Source organism: Rhizobium metallidurans, assembly GCF_014196505.1.
Taxonomy (GTDB): Bacteria; Pseudomonadota; Alphaproteobacteria; order Rhizobiales; family Rhizobiaceae; genus Rhizobium; species Rhizobium metallidurans.
This window is the reverse complement of record NZ_JACIDW010000003.1, coordinates 362,026-377,156: the sequence shown is the minus strand read 5'-3', so window position 1 is coordinate 377,156 and position 15,131 is coordinate 362,026. Positions and strand designations below refer to the sequence as shown.

The window sequence follows — 15,131 nt, the reverse complement described above, 5'->3', positions numbered from 1 at the left end:
AAAGGCCTTATTCGACGACTTTGGGCACCAGGAAGAAATTCTGATCGGTAACAGGCGCGTTGGAAACGATATCGGCGGCCTTGTTGCCGTCGGTGACGTCGTCGGTGCGCTTTTTCATCAGCATCGGCGTGACCGAGGTCATCGCCTCGACGCCTTCGACATTGACTTCGGAGAGCTGCTCGACGAAGCCCAGGATCCCATTCAACTCGCCGACCATGCGGTTTGCCTCATCTTCGGAGACGGCAATACGGGCAAGGCGCGCAACGCGCTTAACGGTGGCTAGGTCGACGGACATCATATTCTCCGGATGGGATTTTCCCACCCGCTATAAAGGCCATGTCCGTCGTGTGCAACGGGCATGGCGTTTCGTTCATTCAGATTTCCGCCCTTTCAAGACGGGTGGAAGTGCCAATGCGTCAGAGGACGACGCTCTCGCTCGGCTTGATCGCCTTGACCTCGGTCTTTGCGCCTTCCATGCCGGCGACGAACTTTTCAGGCGTCTGGTCGATGATCGGGAAGGTGCCGTAGTGGCAGGGGATCGCCGTCTTGAAGTTGAAGTAGCGCTGGCAGGCGAGTGCCGCGACGGCACCGCCCATGGTGAAACGGTCGCCGACGGGGACGAGGCCGATATCGGGCTGGTGCAGCTCGTTGATCAGCGCCATGTCGGAGAAAATGTCGGTGTCGCCCATGGCGAAGATCGAGGCTTCGTCGTCGAAGTGCAGCATCAGGCCGTTGGCGCTGCCGAGCGCGTGGGAAACGCCGTCCTCGGTGATCTGCGCGGAGGAGTGCAGCGCGTTGGTGAAGGTGGCGGAGAAGCCAGCGAGCGGAACCGTGCCGCCGGTGTTGCCCATCTCGATCTTCGAGACGCCCTTGGAGCCGAGCCAGGCGGCGAGATCGGCGTTGGCGAGGACGACGGCGCCGGTTTCCCTGGCGATGGCGATGGTGTCGCCGACATGGTCGCCATGGCCGTGGGTCAAGAGGATGTGGGTGACGCCGGCGGTGACATCCTTGATATCCTGGCCGGCGAAGGAACCGTTATGGGTCAGGAACGGGTCGAGAAGGATGGTTGCCTTTGCGATCTCGATACGAAAGGCCGAGTGGCCGAGCCAAGTGATCTTCATGAAAGCTGTCCTTTATTATCTGATGCAAAAGCGTGCATCGATGGGTATGGAGATAACCGATACCGCCGCGAAGAAAAGCGGTCGAGGCCTCAATTTCTTTTGACGGGATGAAACGACGATGACGGTGTTGACGATCGAGGAACTGGCGGCGGCCCTTCAGCCGGGACAGGCAATCGCCGGTCTCGACCTCGGCACCAAGACGATCGGGCTGTCGATGTCCGATCTCGGCCGGCGCTTCTCGACGCCGCGCCCGGTCATCAAGCGCGAGAAATTCACCATCGATGCTGCGGTGCTACTGAGCTTCGCCGAGAAGGAAAAGGTCGCGGCCTTCATCATCGGCCTGCCTGTGAATATGGACGGTTCGGCGGGACCGCGCGTCCAGGCCACGCGCGCATTCGTGCGCAACATGGAGCAGAAGACGGCCCTGCCCTTCGTCTACTGGGATGAGCGTCTGTCGACGGTTGCCGCCGAGCGGGCGCTGCTGGAGATGGATGTTTCACGCGCCAAGCGGGCCGAACGTATCGATTCGGCTGCCGCGAGCTTCATTCTTCAAGGCGCTCTGGACAGGCTGTCCTTGCTTGGAAGGACCGCGCCGGACGACCTGGACGCCTGACGCGCCCGCCACCAGGCGATGATCTTCCCGCGTCTGCGGAACAGCAGAATGGCGAAGACGACGAGGCTGTCGACGACGATGGCACGCGCAACCAGCGGCGGGATGGTTTCGGCCGGAATGCCGAGAATATTGGCGTAAACCTGGAACGTCAGATCATGGGCCTGACGCGTGAGCATGAAGATGCCGAAGCTCATGTCGTAGTAGGATAGCCAGTACCAGCCCGCCAGAAACACGATCGGACCGGCCCAGAAGATCAGGAACCACTTCATACGGTCGCCCCTCTTTGTCGCTTTGCGAATGGCCGCTCAGCCGAGACCAGCCATGTCAAACATGCCATCAAGCCCAATACCAGGGCCGGCACCGCGATATCGAGCGCGAGCACGGCAAAGAACATCATCGCGGCAACGAGGAACAGGATTCTCGCGATTTTCGTTCGCATGGTTCCGGACAACTCAAACTTTGAAACTGCCCGGTAACCTGACCTGTTAACTCCGCAGGCGCAATGTAAACCATTTGTTAAGGTTAACGGCCAGGCGGGAAGCTGTGGGAAACTTCACTCCCGATCAGCCGTAAACACCGCGAACGATGCGCTTCAGGGCGGCCTCCGCCTTCTCCCAATCCTTCGCCGCTTTCAACGACAAACCGGCGCACTGACCGCCCGCCGAAGCCGAGAGAACGATATGCTGGATGGCAGCGATGAGAATAGCATTGACGGCGATGGCGTCGACACCCTTGGGCGGCGCAAGCGAGCCGCGCATCCGCTCAAGCCATGTGGCCAGCGCCTTTGAGCGCGCTTCCGAGAGGCGGCGGACCTGCTCGGTGTTCTCGGACACCTCCCAGGCGACGATGCGGCGCATCAGCGGGTCGTCCCGCAGCGCCTGCAGGAATAGCAGCGAAAGACGTTCCATAAGGTCGCCGTAGGTCAGCAGGAACATGCCGCCGGTGTCCTCGGGAATGCGGTCCTTGACCCACGTGCCGAGATCGGCGCCGATGGCATCGACCAAGCCATTCAGGCCGCCGTAGTAGCGATAGATCAGCTGTTTGTCGCAGCCGGCCTTGCGGGCCACGGCGTTGATGCCGAAGTTCTGGAACCCCTCTTCCGCAAGAAGCGCCTTGGCGGCGTCGAGGATCGCCTTTTCCGTCGCGCCACGGTCACGCACACGCTTTTCCGGTTCGGCTTGCGGCGCGCTCGCGATGGGGGTCAAAGGCATGGGGTCATTCAGCATCGGGGACTCGGATTTCAGGTGTCACTCATCGGTGAGTAACAACACCGCCTCCAACCGGCAACGGCGAACCCCTTGAAAGATTGTGGATTGTTTTCAGGCCACTCGCGGCGGGCAGCCGAATGTCGCCGCATGGCGACATCGATCAGAGCGTCTGGCCGAACCAGACTGTGCGCTCTGACGGTTCGACGAGCGGCGGCCCGAGGCGGGTGAAGCCGCGCGAGGCCCAGAAGCCGATGCCGGCGGAGTTCGTTGCGCTGGCGCCAAGATGCACGGACTTCACGCCCGCGTCTCGCGCTTGCGAAAGCCACAGGTCGAGCAGCTTGGTTCCCATCCCCTGCCCGCGCAGACGCGACAGCAGGTTCATATGGATATGAGCCGGAAACGCCTCGATGATGGCCGACGGCGCCGACGAGGGATGATGGATGGCCGAGATGCGCTTCTCGTCGGCGTTCCAGAGCTCGGGATCGCCCTCAGGGTCGGGATAGGCGCTGCGCAGCGTCGGCCACCAGTCGCGCTCGAGCTCCGCCTGAAATGCAAGCGTATCATAGACACCGACGATATAGCCGGCGACGCCTTGCGCATCCTCGGCCACGAAGGCGGTTTCAGGGCTGAGCGTCACGTAGGGCGCGGAATATATGTGGCCGATGAGCTTGCCGTCACCATGCAGTGACGTCGCGTCCTTGCCTGCATCTCCGGTGACCAACGAGATGTTGTAGATCTCATCGAGATCGTCGAGCCGGACGCGGCGCAGCGTTGTCGCCATCAGGATGCCGGCGGATAGAGGAGATCGACGATATAGCTGGCATCGAAGCGGCTATCGAGCATGCCGTAGGTGGAGCGCCAGCCGCCGGCGAGACGGGTTTCGATGAAGGCGTCGGCGATGCGCCCTGCCCCCAGACGATAGAGTTCGGCGGCGCCGGCCGCAAGCGCCAGCTGCTCGACGAGCAGGCGGGCGGCGCCCTCGTCACGTTCGCAGAGCGCCATGGCGGCGCGGAGCACGTCGATGGTCTTCTTGCCGGCAGGACCGAGATCCCTCGCAAGGCCTGCGAAGACGGTCTCGAAAAGATCCTTGCCGCGGTTCAATATGCGCAGCACGTCGAGCGCCATGACATTGCCCGAGCCTTCCCAGATCGCATTGACAGGCGCTTCGCGGTAATGACGGGCGATCGGGCGTTCCTCGATGTAGCCGCTGCCGCCGATGCACTCCATCGCTTCATAGATGAGCGCGGGCGCGATCTTGCAGCACCAGTATTTGGCGACCGGCGTCATGACGCGGGCATAGGCGGCCTCTTCGGCGCTGCCGCGGGCGCGGTCGAAGGCGTCGGCGAGACGGAAGGAGAGTGCTGTCGCGGCGGCGACGTCGAGCGCCATGTCGGCAAGCACGCGGGTCATGATCGGTTGGCTGACCAGCATCTTGCCGAATACGCTGCGGCCGCGCGCGTGGTGCACGGCCTCGGCCAGAGAGGCGCGCATGATGCCCGATGATGCGAGAGCGCAATCGAGGCGCGTCAGCGTGACCATGTCGAGAATGGTGCGGACGCCGGCATCCGGACCGCCGAGCAGGAAGCCGAACGTATCGCTGAATTCGACCTCGGACGAGGCGTTCGAGCGGTTGCCGACCTTGTCCTTCAGGCGCTGGAACTGCAGGCCGTTGGCCGATCCGTCCTCGAGCAGACGCGGCACCAGGAAGCAGCCCATGCCCTCCTTGGTCTGCGCCAGCATGATGAAGGCGTCGCTCATCGGCGCCGACATGAACCACTTGTGGCCCGAAAGGCGGTAGATGCCCTCGCTGACCTTTTCGGCAGACGTCGTGTTGGAACGGACATCGGTGCCGCCCTGCTTTTCGGTCATGCCCATGCCGATGGTCACGGCGGACTTCTGCATGGCCGGCTTGTTCGCCGAATCGTATTTGCGCGACAGGATCCTCGGCGCCCAATCCTTCTGGACGGCGGGCGATGCGGAGAGAGCGGCGACTGACGCGCTCGTCATGGTGATCGGGCAGAGATGGCCGGTCTCGAGCTGCGACGATAGATAGAAGCGGGCGGCGCGGATCTTGTGCGCCTGATCCTTTGCCTCGGCATCGGCCTGTGGGTCCCAGACGGAAGAATGAAGACCAACCGACATGGAGCGCCGCATCAGCGCGTGCCAGGCCGGGTGAAACTCCACGACATCGAGCCGTTCGCCGCGAGGGCCATGGGTGCGCAGCTGCGGCACGCCCTGGTTCGCCATGCGCGCCAGTTCCTGCGCTTCCGGCGAGGTGACATAGCGGCCCATATTGTCGAGATCATCGCGAATGCCACGCGGCAACGCGCCAGTGAGGTCAACGATCAAGGGATCGGACCTGTAGGCGTTGATGCCGGACCACAGGCTCGGCTGGTTGAGTTCGGCGAGTTTTTCTTCAGCGGATGTCATGAATCGCTTCTAGAGTATGAGGCGGGCAAAGGGAAACCGGAAGTTTGGCAGTGCTTCTGCTTTAGCCCAATTGCGACAAAATTGCAGGGGGAGAGCGCGCTTTGCCCACAGCGCATGCTTGCCGCCGCCGCACGCACTCTTTATAGAGCCGCTGACGACAGCATAGAGGCAGGTTCATGGTCTTCTTTCCCCACCGCCACCTCATCGGTATCAAAGGGCTCACCGAGCAGGATATCACCTTTCTCCTCGACAAGGCCGACGAGGCCGTCAAGATCAGTCGACAGCGAGAGAAAAAGACGTCGACCCTCAGGGGACTGACGCAGATCAATCTGTTTTTCGAGGCATCCACCCGCACGCAAGCCTCCTTCGAGCTCGCCGGCAAGCGCCTCGGCGCCGACGTGATGAACATGTCGGTCGGCAATTCCTCGGTGAAGAAGGGCGAAACGCTGATCGACACGGCGATGACGCTGAATGCGATGCGCCCCGACGTGCTGGTTATCCGGCACTCCAGCGCCGGCGCCGCCGCCCTTCTGGCGCAGAAGGTTTCCTGCTCGGTGGTCAATGCCGGCGACGGCCAGCACGAGCATCCGACGCAGGCGCTGCTCGACGCGCTGACGATCCGCCGCGCCAAGGGCAAGCTGTCGCGCATCATCGTCGCCATCTGCGGCGACGTGCTGCACTCGCGCGTGGCGCGCTCCAACATCCTGCTCCTCAACGCCATGGGCGCCAGGGTTCGCGTCGTGGCGCCGGCCACGCTGCTTCCATCAGGGATCGCCGACATGGGCGTCGAGGTCTTCCACTCGATGAAGGAAGGCCTCAAGGACGCCGACGTCGTCATGATGCTCCGCCTGCAGCGCGAACGCATGTCCGGCGCCTTCGTGCCGTCGGTGCGCGAATACTTCCATTTCTACGGTCTCGACGCGGAAACGCTCAAGGCGGCGAAGGAGGATGCGCTGGTCATGCACCCGGGGCCGATGAACCGCGGGGTGGAAATCGCTTCCGAAGTGGCGGACGGGCCGCAGAGCATGATCGCCGAACAGGTCGAAATGGGTGTCGCCGTACGCATGGCTGTCATGGAAACGCTGCTGATCTCGCAGAACCACGGTCCCCGCAGCGAAGGAGCCGGCGCATGAGCAACTCGATCGTCTTCAAGAACGTTCGCATCATCGACCCCTCCCGAGATCTCGACGAGCTCGGTGCGATCGTCGTCAAGGACGGCGTGATCGTCGCCTCCGGCAAGGATGCTCTGAACGAGGCACTACCCGCTGGCGCCACAGTGCGCGACTGCAACGGTCTTGTCGCGGCGCCCGGTCTAGTGGATGCGCGCGTCCACATCGGCGAACCTGGGGCCGAGCATCGCGAAACGATCGAGTCCGCCAGCCGGGCAGCGGCCGCGGGCGGCGTGACCTCGATCATCATGATTCCCGATACCGACCCCGTGATCGACGACATCGCGCTGGTCGAATTCGTGAAGAAGACCGCCCGCGACAAGGCGCTGGTCAATGTCTATCCGGCAGCGGCGATCACCAAGGGTCTCGCCGGCGAGGAGATGAGCGAGATCGGCATGCTGATGGAAGCCGGCGCAGTGGCGTTTACCGACGGCCGCTCCAGCATCCACGACGCGCAGGTTCTGCGCCGGGTGATGACCTACGCGCGCGAATTCGGCGCGGTGATCTCCTGCGAGACGCGCGACCAGCATCTGGCCGCCGGCGGCGTGATGAACGAGGGGCTGTTCGCAAGCTGGCTCGGCCTCAGCGGCATTCCGCGCGAAACCGAACTGATCCCGCTGGAGCGCGACCTGCGCATCGCCAAGCTGACGCGCGGCAAATACCACGCGGCGATGATCTCGGTGCCAGAATCCGTCGAGGCGATCGAATTGGCGAAAAGCCGAGGCGCGACCGTTACCTGCGGCATTTCGATCAACAATCTGGCGCTCAACGAAAACGACATCGGCGAGTACCGCACCTTCTTCAAGCTCTATCCGCCGCTGCGCTCGGAAGACGATCGCGTGGCGATGGTGGATGCGCTGGCGCGCGGGGCGATCGACATCATCGTGTCCTCGCACGACCCGCAGGACGTCGACACCAAGCGCCTGCCCTTCGGCGAGGCCGCCGACGGTGCTGTCGGGCTCGAGACCATGCTGGCGGCGGCACTTCGCCTGCACCACAGCGGGCATGTGACGCTGATGCGCCTAATCGATGCCATGTCGACGCGGCCGGCACAGATCTTCGGCCTCGATGCAGGTACGCTGAAGCCCGGCGCCAAGGCGGATATCGTGCTGATCGATCTCGAAGAGCCTTGGATTGTCGCCAAGGACATGCTTCTCTCGCGCTCGAAGAACACACCGTTCGAAGACGCGCGCTTCAGCGGACGCGCGGTCGCGACCTATGTCGCCGGCCAGTGCGTGCATACGTCATGAACTGCGTGCATACATTATAAGAAGACAGATGGGGATAAGAAGGCAAGTGGGGGAACATGGGCGCTGATCTCATGACGTGGCAGATCACCTGGCAAATCGCGCTGGCGGCGGCCGCCATCGGCTATCTGCTGGGCTCCATTCCGTTCGGACTGATTTTGACGCGCGCAGCCGGGCTCGGCGACGTGCGCAGCATCGGCTCCGGGAATATCGGCGCGACCAATGTTCTTCGGACCGGCAACAAGAAGCTGGCGGCGGCGACGCTGCTGCTGGACGCGCTGAAGGCATCGGCGGCGGCGTGGATCGTCTCTTACTTCTTCGGCCCGGAAGCCGCCGCCATCGCCGGCTTTTTCGCCTTCATCGGCCACCTCTTTCCCGTCTGGATCGGCTTCAAGGGCGGCAAGGGTGTCGCCACCTATATCGGCACGCTTCTCGGCGTCGCACCGCTGATGGTTCTGGCCTTCGCGGCGGTCTGGCTCGGCGTTGCCTTCGTCACCCGCTATTCTTCGCTTTCCGCGCTGGTTGCAATGCTTGTCATTCCGGTTGCATTGTGGATACTGGGTGCAGAGAAGGTTGCAGCAATCATGGCGATCATGACCGTGATCTCCTACTGGAAGCACAAGGCCAACATCAGCCGCCTGTTGAGCGGCACGGAAAGCAAGATCGGGGCAAAGGGATAGGATAGATGGACGCACGCAGCGCAAGGCCAAAGGGAATTGCGCTGACGGACAGGCAAAGGATTGCCTGGTTGCGCCTCATCCGCTCCGACAATGTCGGCCCGGCCACGTTTCGCGATCTCATCAACCACTTCGGTTCGGCGGAAGCAGCCCTTGCCGCCCTGCCCGGCCTTTCCACACGGGGCGGCGCGACACGGGCGATCCGGATCGCCACCGAGAGCGAAGCACTGAAAGAACTCGATGCGGCCCACAGGTTCGGCGCACGCTTTGTCGGCATCGGGGAGCCGGACTATCCGCAGGCGCTGAAACAGATCGACGGAGCGCCGCCTCTGCTGGCGGTGAAGGGCAATCTCGGGGCGACCGCGCAGCCGGCCGTCGGCATCGTCGGCTCGCGCAACGCCTCGATATCAGGCGCGAAGTTCGCGGCGATGATCGCCAGGGAATGCGGGCGCGTCGGCTATGCTGTTATCTCCGGCCTTGCGCGCGGCATCGACACCGCCGCCCATCGCGCCAGCCTCGACACCGGCACGATCGCCGCCATGGCCGGCGGGCTGGATCAGCCCTACCCTCCCGAGAATGCCGGACTGCTCGAGGATATCTGGAACGGCAACGGCCTTGCCGTCAGCGAAATGCCGTTCGGCTGGGAGCCCAGGGCGCGTGACTTTCCGAGACGCAACAGACTGATCGCCGGCATCTCGCTTGGGGTCGTCGTGGTGGAAGCGGCGACGCGATCCGGATCGCTGATCACCGCACGGCTGGCCGGCGAATTCGGCCGGCTGGTATTCGCGGTGCCCGGCTCGCCGCTCGATCCACGATGCCATGGCACCAACGGGTTGCTGAAGGACGGCGCGATGATCGTCACGGCGCCTGACGATGTCATCAGCGCCCTTGTGCCGCTATCCCAGCTCGACCTGTTTGCCGCGCCACTTGCCGAAGAGCCGGAACGCGGCGGCGCCTCGTCGCTGCTGCCGCCCGACGAGACCGACAGGGCGCGCATCGTCGATGCGCTCGGGCCGACGCCAGTCGAGATCGACGATATCATCCGGCATACGGGTCTCAGCGCCTCGGCCGTCTATCTCGTGTTGTTGGAGCTCGATATCGCCGGGCGGCTGCACCGGCACCCGGGCGGAATGGTGTCCATTGCAATGGAGGTATGACGACTTACATACGAGCGTGGAGGTCGCCGGCTTCGACATATGCCATCTCGATCAGATAGCACAGCATGTCGGCCTTTTCCTTTTCCGCCACCTGCCGCAACTCGGCGAGCATCTGGCGGATGAAGGCAATGTTCTCGCGGGAACCGGATCGGCCGGTATCCCTCTTTGCGTACTTAGCCGTCATGAATGCACTCGCGCCCCGATTGGGAAGGGTTGATCGTCGCAGCCTGAACCACACGCGAAAAACGATATCGCAATAATCAGAAATTGCAATATGTCTTGCATCGTCTTTTGGTTGCAAGGCGTTGCAATGCGTAAAAATGCGTTCAAAGCACTTGACCGAAACGAATTCCCTGTCCATGTCGGAGAACCGGCGCGCGTGGCACGGCAGGTCCTCTGCCCTGAGATAGGCCGGCTGGCATCCATTTTTAGAGAATCATCATGAATGTTGTAGTGGTGGAATCGCCCTCGAAGGCCAAGACGATCAACAAGTATCTGGGACCCGGATACAAGGTGCTCGCCTCTTTTGGCCACGTCCGCGATCTCCCCGCCAAGGACGGCTCTGTGCTGCCCGACCAGGATTTCGAAATGCTATGGGAGGTCGATGGGGCCTCGGCCAAGCGTATGAAGGACATCGCCGATGCGGTGAAGTCCTCCGACGGCCTGTTCCTGGCGACCGACCCTGATCGCGAAGGCGAAGCGATCTCCTGGCACGTGCTCGATATGCTGAACAAGAAGCGCGTGCTCGGCGGCAAGACCGTCAAGCGCGTCGTCTTCAACGCGATCACCAAGAAGGCCGTGCTCGACGCGATGGCGGAGCCGCGCGATATCGACGTGCCGCTGGTCGACGCCTACCTGGCGCGCCGCGCGCTGGACTATCTCGTCGGCTTCAATCTCTCGCCGGTTCTCTGGCGCAAGCTGCCCGGCGCCCGTTCGGCGGGACGCGTGCAGTCGGTGGCGCTGCGACTGGTCTGCGACCGCGAGTCCGAGATCGAGCGTTTCGTCTCCGAGGAATACTGGAACATCTCGGCGCTGCTGAAGACACCGCGCGGTGACGAGTTCGAAGCCAAGCTGGTTGCGGCGAATGGCAAGCGGTTGCAGCCGCGCGCGATCGGCAACGGCGACGAGGCCGGCAAGCTGAAGGCGCTGCTCGAAGGCGCGTCCTATGTCGTCGACACCGTCGAGGCGAAGCCCGTCAAGCGCAACCCAGGACCACCCTTCACAACCTCGACGCTGCAACAGGCCGCCTCCTCCAAGCTCGGATTCTCGGCATCGCGCACCATGCAGGTCGCGCAGAAGCTCTATGAAGGCTTCGACATCGGCGGCGAGACCGTCGGTCTGATCACCTATATGCGTACCGATGGCGTGCAGATGGCGCCCGAGGCGATCGACGCGGCGCGCAGTGCCATCGTCGACCAGTTCGGCCAGCGCTACCTGCCGGAAAAGGCCCGCTTCTATTCGACCAAGGCGAAGAACGCCCAGGAAGCCCACGAAGCCATCCGTCCGACGGACTTCAACCGCTCGCCGGACAAGGTTCGACAGTATCTCGACGCCGACCAGATCAAGCTCTACGACCTGATCTGGAAGCGCGGTATCGCGAGCCAGATGGCGTCGGCCGAGATCGAGCGCACGACCGCCGAGATCATCGCCGACAACAACGGCGAGAAGGCCGGATTGCGCGCCGTCGGCTCCGTCATCCGCTTCGACGGCTTCATCGCCGCCTATACCGACCAGAAGGAAGACGGCGAGCAGAGCGACGACGGCGACGAGGATGGCCGCCTGCCGGAGATCAACGCGCGCGAAAACCTCGCCAAGCAGAAAATCAATTCGAGCCAGCACTTCACCGAACCGCCGCCGCGCTATTCGGAAGCGTCGCTGATCAAGAAAATGGAAGAGCTCGGCATCGGCCGCCCGTCCACCTACGCGGCGACGCTGGCGACCCTTCGCGACCGCGAATACGTGATCATCGACAAGCGCAAGCTGATCCCGCACTCCAAGGGCCGGCTGGTGACGGCCTTCCTCGAAGGCTTCTTCACCAAGTATGTCGAATACGACTTCACGGCCGATCTCGAAGAGAAGCTGGACCGGATTTCCGCCGGCGAGCTGAACTGGAAGCAGGTGCTGCGCGATTTCTGGAAGGATTTCTTCGCGCAGATCGAAGACACCAAGGAACTGCGCGTCACCAACGTTCTCGATTCGCTGAACGAATCGCTCGCGCCTCTGGTGTTTCCGAAGCGCGAGGACGGCAGCGATCCGCGGATCTGCCAGGTCTGCGGCACGGGCAACCTGTCGCTGAAGCTCGGCAAGTACGGCGCCTTCGTCGGCTGCTCGAACTATCCCGAGTGCAATTACACGCGCCAGCTTTCCTCCGAAGGCGGTGCGGAGGCCGAGGGTGCTGCGCTGAACGAGCCGAAGAACCTCGGCACCGATCCCGTCACCGGCGAGGAACTGACGCTGCGCTCCGGCCGCTTCGGGCCTTACGTCCAGCGTGGCGACGGCAAGGAGGCCAAGCGCTCCTCGCTGCCGAAGGGCTGGAAGCCCGAGGATATCGATTATGAAAAGGCGATGGCGCTGATTTCGCTGCCGCGCGATATCGGCAAGCATCCGGAATCGGGCAAGATGATCTCGGCCGGCATCGGCCGTTATGGCCCCTTCCTGCTGCATGATGGCGGCTACGCCAATCTCGAGACCGTCGAGGACGTCTTCAACATCGGCCTCAATCGCGCGGTCACCGTGATCGCCGAGAAGGCCGCGAAGGGTCCCGGCGGACGCGGGCGCACGGCAGCGGCTGCCCTGAAGGAGCTCGGCGAGCATCCCGATGGCGGTGGCGCGATCACCGTGCGCGACGGCAAGTACGGCCCCTACGTCAACTGGGGCAAGGTCAACGCGACGCTGCCCAAGGGCACCGATCCGCAGGCACTGACCGTCGAGGAGGCCATGGCGCTCATCACCGCCAAGGCCGGCAAGGCGCCGGCGGCCAAGAGCAAGGCGAAGCCGAAAGCCAAGGCCGCGGCGAGCGATGACGCGAAGCCGGCAAAGGCGGCCGCCAAGCCGAAGGCCAAAGCCAAGGCGCCCGCCAAGAAAGCCGCGGCGCCCGCGAAGAAGAAAAAGAGCGAAGAGTGACCAGAATTCCGCGGGAACCAAAGGGCATGGGCAAGCGTCCCGACAAGACGGGACGCTCCAGCAGGGCGCCCGCCGTCGAGCCACTCAACATCCAGCACGGCGCGCTTCCTTCGCGCGAGGTGATCCTCCGCTTCATCGCCGATCACCCGCAGAAGGCTTCCAAGCGCGAGCTCGCCAAGGCCTTCGGGCTGAAGGGCGACAGCCGGGTCGAGCTCAAGCACCTGCTGCGCGATCTCGAGCAGGAAGGCATGCTGCAGAAGACGCGCAAGTCGTTGATCCGCCCCGGCGCCTTGCCGCCGGTCACCGTGCTCGACATCACCACGCGCGACAAGGACGGCGGGCTGATCGGCCGTCCGGCGGAATGGTCGGACGAGATGGGGGTGGCGCCTGCCGTCTCCATCCGGCAGTCCTCCTCGCCTGCCGGCCGCAACGGCAAGGGCAAGGCGCCGGTCGCCGGCATGGGCGACCGCATTCTCGCGAAGATCTTCGCCGCCACCGACCGCGGCGGCCCGGCCTACACCGCGCGCATCATCAAGATCCTCGACAAGCGCCGCGGCGCGCTGCTCGGCGTCTTCAAGGATGCGCCCGGCGGCGGCGGGCGGCTGTTGCCGATCGAGCGGCGCGGCGAGGAAATGCTGATCGACCCCGATGACAAGGGCGACGCCAAGGACGGCGACCTGGTCGAGGTCGAGGTCGCGCGCCTGCGCAGCTTCGGGCTGCCGCGCGCCAAGGTTCTTTCGGTCGTTGGCTCGGTCGCTTCGGAAAAGGCGATATCGATGATCGCCATCCACGCCCATGGCATACCCTATATCTTCCCGCCGGCCGTGGTCGCCGAGGCGGATGACGCCAAGCCCGCGACCATGTCGCACCGCGAGGACTGGCGCGACGTGCCGCTCATCACCATCGACCCGGCCGATGCCAAGGACCATGACGACGCCGTCTATGCCGAGCACGACCCCTCGCCCGACAATGAAGGCGGCGTGATCGTCACCGTGGCGATCGCCGACGTCTCCTACTATGTGCGCCCGAACTCGCCGCTCGACCGCGAGGCGCTGAAGCGCGGCAATTCCGTCTACTTCCCCGACCGCGTCGTGCCGATGCTGCCGGAGCGGATTTCGAACGATCTCTGCTCGCTGCGCGAGGGACAGGACCGCCCGGCGCTGGCCGTGCGCATGACCTTCTCGAAGGAAGGCCGGAAGGCGGGGCATACCTTCCATCGCGTGATGATGAAGAGTGCCGCCAAGCTCTCCTACCAGCAGGCGCAGGCCGCGATCGACGGCAATCCTGACGACAAGACCGGACCGCTGCTGGAACCGATCCTGAAGCCGCTGTGGCATGCCTACGAGGTGATGAAACGCGGCCGCGACCGCCGGCAGCCGCTGGAACTCGACATGCCCGAGCGCAAGATCCAGCTGAAGCCCGACGGTACCGTCGATCGCGTCGTCGTGCCGCCGCGCCTCGATGCGCACAAGCTGATCGAAGAAATGATGATCCAGGCCAACGTCGCGGCCGCCGAGACGCTGGAAAAGAAGAAGCAGCCGCTGATCTACCGCGTGCATGACGGCCCGTCGCTCTCCAAGCAGGAAATACTGCGCGAGTTCCTGGCGACGCTCGGCATTTCGCTCGCCAAGGGCGGCAACATGCGCGCCAACAACTTCAACGGCATCCTCGCCAAGGCCGAGGACACGCCGCACCAGACGATGGTCAACGAGATGGTTCTGCGCTCGCAGAGCCAGGCGATCTACAGCCCCGAGAATATCGGGCACTTCGGCCTGAACCTGATGAAGTACGCACACTTCACCTCGCCGATCCGCCGCTATGCCGACCTGATCGTGCATCGCGCGCTCGTCGGCTCCCTCGGTTTCGGCGAAGGCGGGATCACGCCCGACGAGGAAGCGGCTCTCGACGATATCGCGGCCGAGATCTCCACCTTCGAGCGTCGCGCCATGGCCGCCGAACGCGAGACGGTCGACCGCCTCATCGCTCACCACCTCGCCGGCCGCATCGGCGAGGAATTCGACGGGCGCGTGGGAGGTGTGACGAAATCGGGACTATTTGTCGCTCTTCCGGACTATGGAGCGGACGGTTTCATTCCTATATCTACGCTGGGAATGGACTACTTCATCTATGATGAGGCACACCAGGCGCTGTCGGGCGAAAAGACCGGTCTCGGTTACCGCCTGGGGGACAGCGTCAGGGTCAAGCTGGTGGAAGCAATTCCGCTCGCCGGCGCGCTTCGGTTCGAGATGGTGAGCGAGGGGCGCAAGATGCCCACCGCCGTACGTTCATTCCACAAGGGCGGCCGACGCGACGCAAGTCGCGCGCGCAAGCAGGCCGGAACAAGACCCCCGCGAGGGCGTCGGTAGGGCGTGTAGGGACGCCGGGA

14 protein-coding genes are annotated in these 15,131 nt (G+C 63.7%); 7 read left to right on the top strand and 7 right to left on the bottom strand.

The features are described from left to right. Positions 1 to 7: 7 nt before the first annotated feature. Together gatC and GGQ67_RS08555 are read right to left on the bottom strand one after the other, a co-directional pair. Positions 8 to 295: an Asp-tRNA(Asn)/Glu-tRNA(Gln) amidotransferase subunit GatC gene (gatC, locus tag GGQ67_RS08560; protein ID WP_018900164.1), complete on the bottom strand. Its 288-nt coding sequence runs from the start codon at positions 293 to 295 to the stop codon at positions 8 to 10. Between the two features lie 121 nt (positions 296 to 416). Further along, the gene (locus tag GGQ67_RS08555; RefSeq protein WP_183899724.1) at positions 417 to 1,121 is read right to left on the bottom strand and encodes a metal-dependent hydrolase; all 705 of its coding nucleotides are present in this window, start codon (positions 1,119 to 1,121) and stop codon (positions 417 to 419) included. Positions 1,122 to 1,239: 118 nt separating this feature from the next. Between GGQ67_RS08555 and ruvX the strand changes: the two genes are divergently transcribed. Further along, positions 1,240 to 1,734 carry a Holliday junction resolvase RuvX gene (ruvX, locus tag GGQ67_RS08550; RefSeq protein WP_183899723.1) on the top strand — a complete coding sequence of 165 codons (495 nt, stop codon included), beginning with the start codon at positions 1,240 to 1,242 and terminating at the stop codon, positions 1,732 to 1,734. Here ruvX and GGQ67_RS08545 read toward each other — a convergent pair. From GGQ67_RS08545 to GGQ67_RS08530, 4 genes are all read right to left on the bottom strand, one after another. Next, complete coding sequence (locus tag GGQ67_RS08545; protein WP_183899722.1) at positions 1,671 to 2,003, bottom strand: DUF6105 family protein; 333 nt, start codon at positions 2,001 to 2,003, stop codon at positions 1,671 to 1,673. The genes ruvX and GGQ67_RS08545 overlap by 64 nt on opposite strands. A gap of 294 nt (positions 2,004 to 2,297) precedes the next feature. Further along, positions 2,298 to 2,960, bottom strand: coding sequence for a TetR/AcrR family transcriptional regulator (locus GGQ67_RS08540; protein WP_183899721.1), 663 nt, complete (start codon positions 2,958 to 2,960; stop codon positions 2,298 to 2,300). A gap of 142 nt (positions 2,961 to 3,102) precedes the next feature. Continuing rightward, complete coding sequence (locus GGQ67_RS08535; protein ID WP_183899719.1) at positions 3,103 to 3,723, bottom strand: GNAT family N-acetyltransferase; 621 nt, start codon at positions 3,721 to 3,723, stop codon at positions 3,103 to 3,105. Further along, positions 3,723 to 5,372 (bottom strand): acyl-CoA dehydrogenase family protein, encoded by a 1,650-nt coding sequence (locus tag GGQ67_RS08530; protein ID WP_183899718.1) that lies wholly within the window; start codon positions 5,370 to 5,372, stop codon positions 3,723 to 3,725. The genes GGQ67_RS08535 and GGQ67_RS08530 overlap by 1 nt, the downstream gene beginning before the upstream one ends. Positions 5,373 to 5,548: 176 nt before the next feature. On the opposite strand from GGQ67_RS08530, the gene GGQ67_RS08525 reads away from it, so the two are divergent. From GGQ67_RS08525 to dprA, 4 genes are read left to right on the top strand one after another with little or no spacing between them, the layout of a single operon-like run. Continuing rightward, entirely contained in the window at positions 5,549 to 6,505 is a 957-nt protein-coding gene (locus GGQ67_RS08525; protein WP_183899717.1) for an aspartate carbamoyltransferase catalytic subunit, read from the top strand. After that, the gene (locus GGQ67_RS08520; protein WP_183899716.1) at positions 6,502 to 7,791 is read left to right on the top strand and encodes a dihydroorotase; all 1,290 of its coding nucleotides are present in this window, start codon (positions 6,502 to 6,504) and stop codon (positions 7,789 to 7,791) included. The genes GGQ67_RS08525 and GGQ67_RS08520 overlap by 4 nt, the downstream gene beginning before the upstream one ends. Positions 7,792 to 7,847: 56 nt before the next feature. Continuing rightward, positions 7,848 to 8,468 (top strand): glycerol-3-phosphate 1-O-acyltransferase PlsY, encoded by a 621-nt coding sequence (plsY, locus tag GGQ67_RS08515; protein WP_183899715.1) that lies wholly within the window; start codon positions 7,848 to 7,850, stop codon positions 8,466 to 8,468. A 5-nt stretch (positions 8,469 to 8,473) separates the two neighbouring features. Next, positions 8,474 to 9,622 carry a DNA-processing protein DprA gene (dprA, locus tag GGQ67_RS08510; protein WP_183899714.1) on the top strand — a complete coding sequence of 383 codons (1,149 nt, stop codon included), beginning with the start codon at positions 8,474 to 8,476 and terminating at the stop codon, positions 9,620 to 9,622. A gap of 4 nt (positions 9,623 to 9,626) precedes the next feature. On the opposite strand, the gene GGQ67_RS08505 is transcribed toward dprA, so the two are convergent. Further along, positions 9,627 to 9,806 (bottom strand): hypothetical protein, encoded by a 180-nt coding sequence (locus GGQ67_RS08505; RefSeq protein WP_183899892.1) that lies wholly within the window; start codon positions 9,804 to 9,806, stop codon positions 9,627 to 9,629. Positions 9,807 to 10,063: 257 nt separating this feature from the next. Here GGQ67_RS08505 and topA point away from each other — a divergent pair, with 257 nt between their 5' ends. Together topA and rnr are read left to right on the top strand one after the other, a co-directional pair. Beyond that, a complete protein-coding gene (gene topA, locus GGQ67_RS08500) occupies positions 10,064 to 12,745 on the top strand; it encodes a type I DNA topoisomerase (protein WP_183899713.1) in 2,682 nt (893 codons plus the stop codon). Next, positions 12,742 to 15,111 (top strand): ribonuclease R, encoded by a 2,370-nt coding sequence (rnr, locus tag GGQ67_RS08495; protein WP_183899711.1) that lies wholly within the window; start codon positions 12,742 to 12,744, stop codon positions 15,109 to 15,111. Before topA ends, rnr begins: the two co-directional genes overlap by 4 nt. Positions 15,112 to 15,131 lie beyond the last annotated feature (20 nt).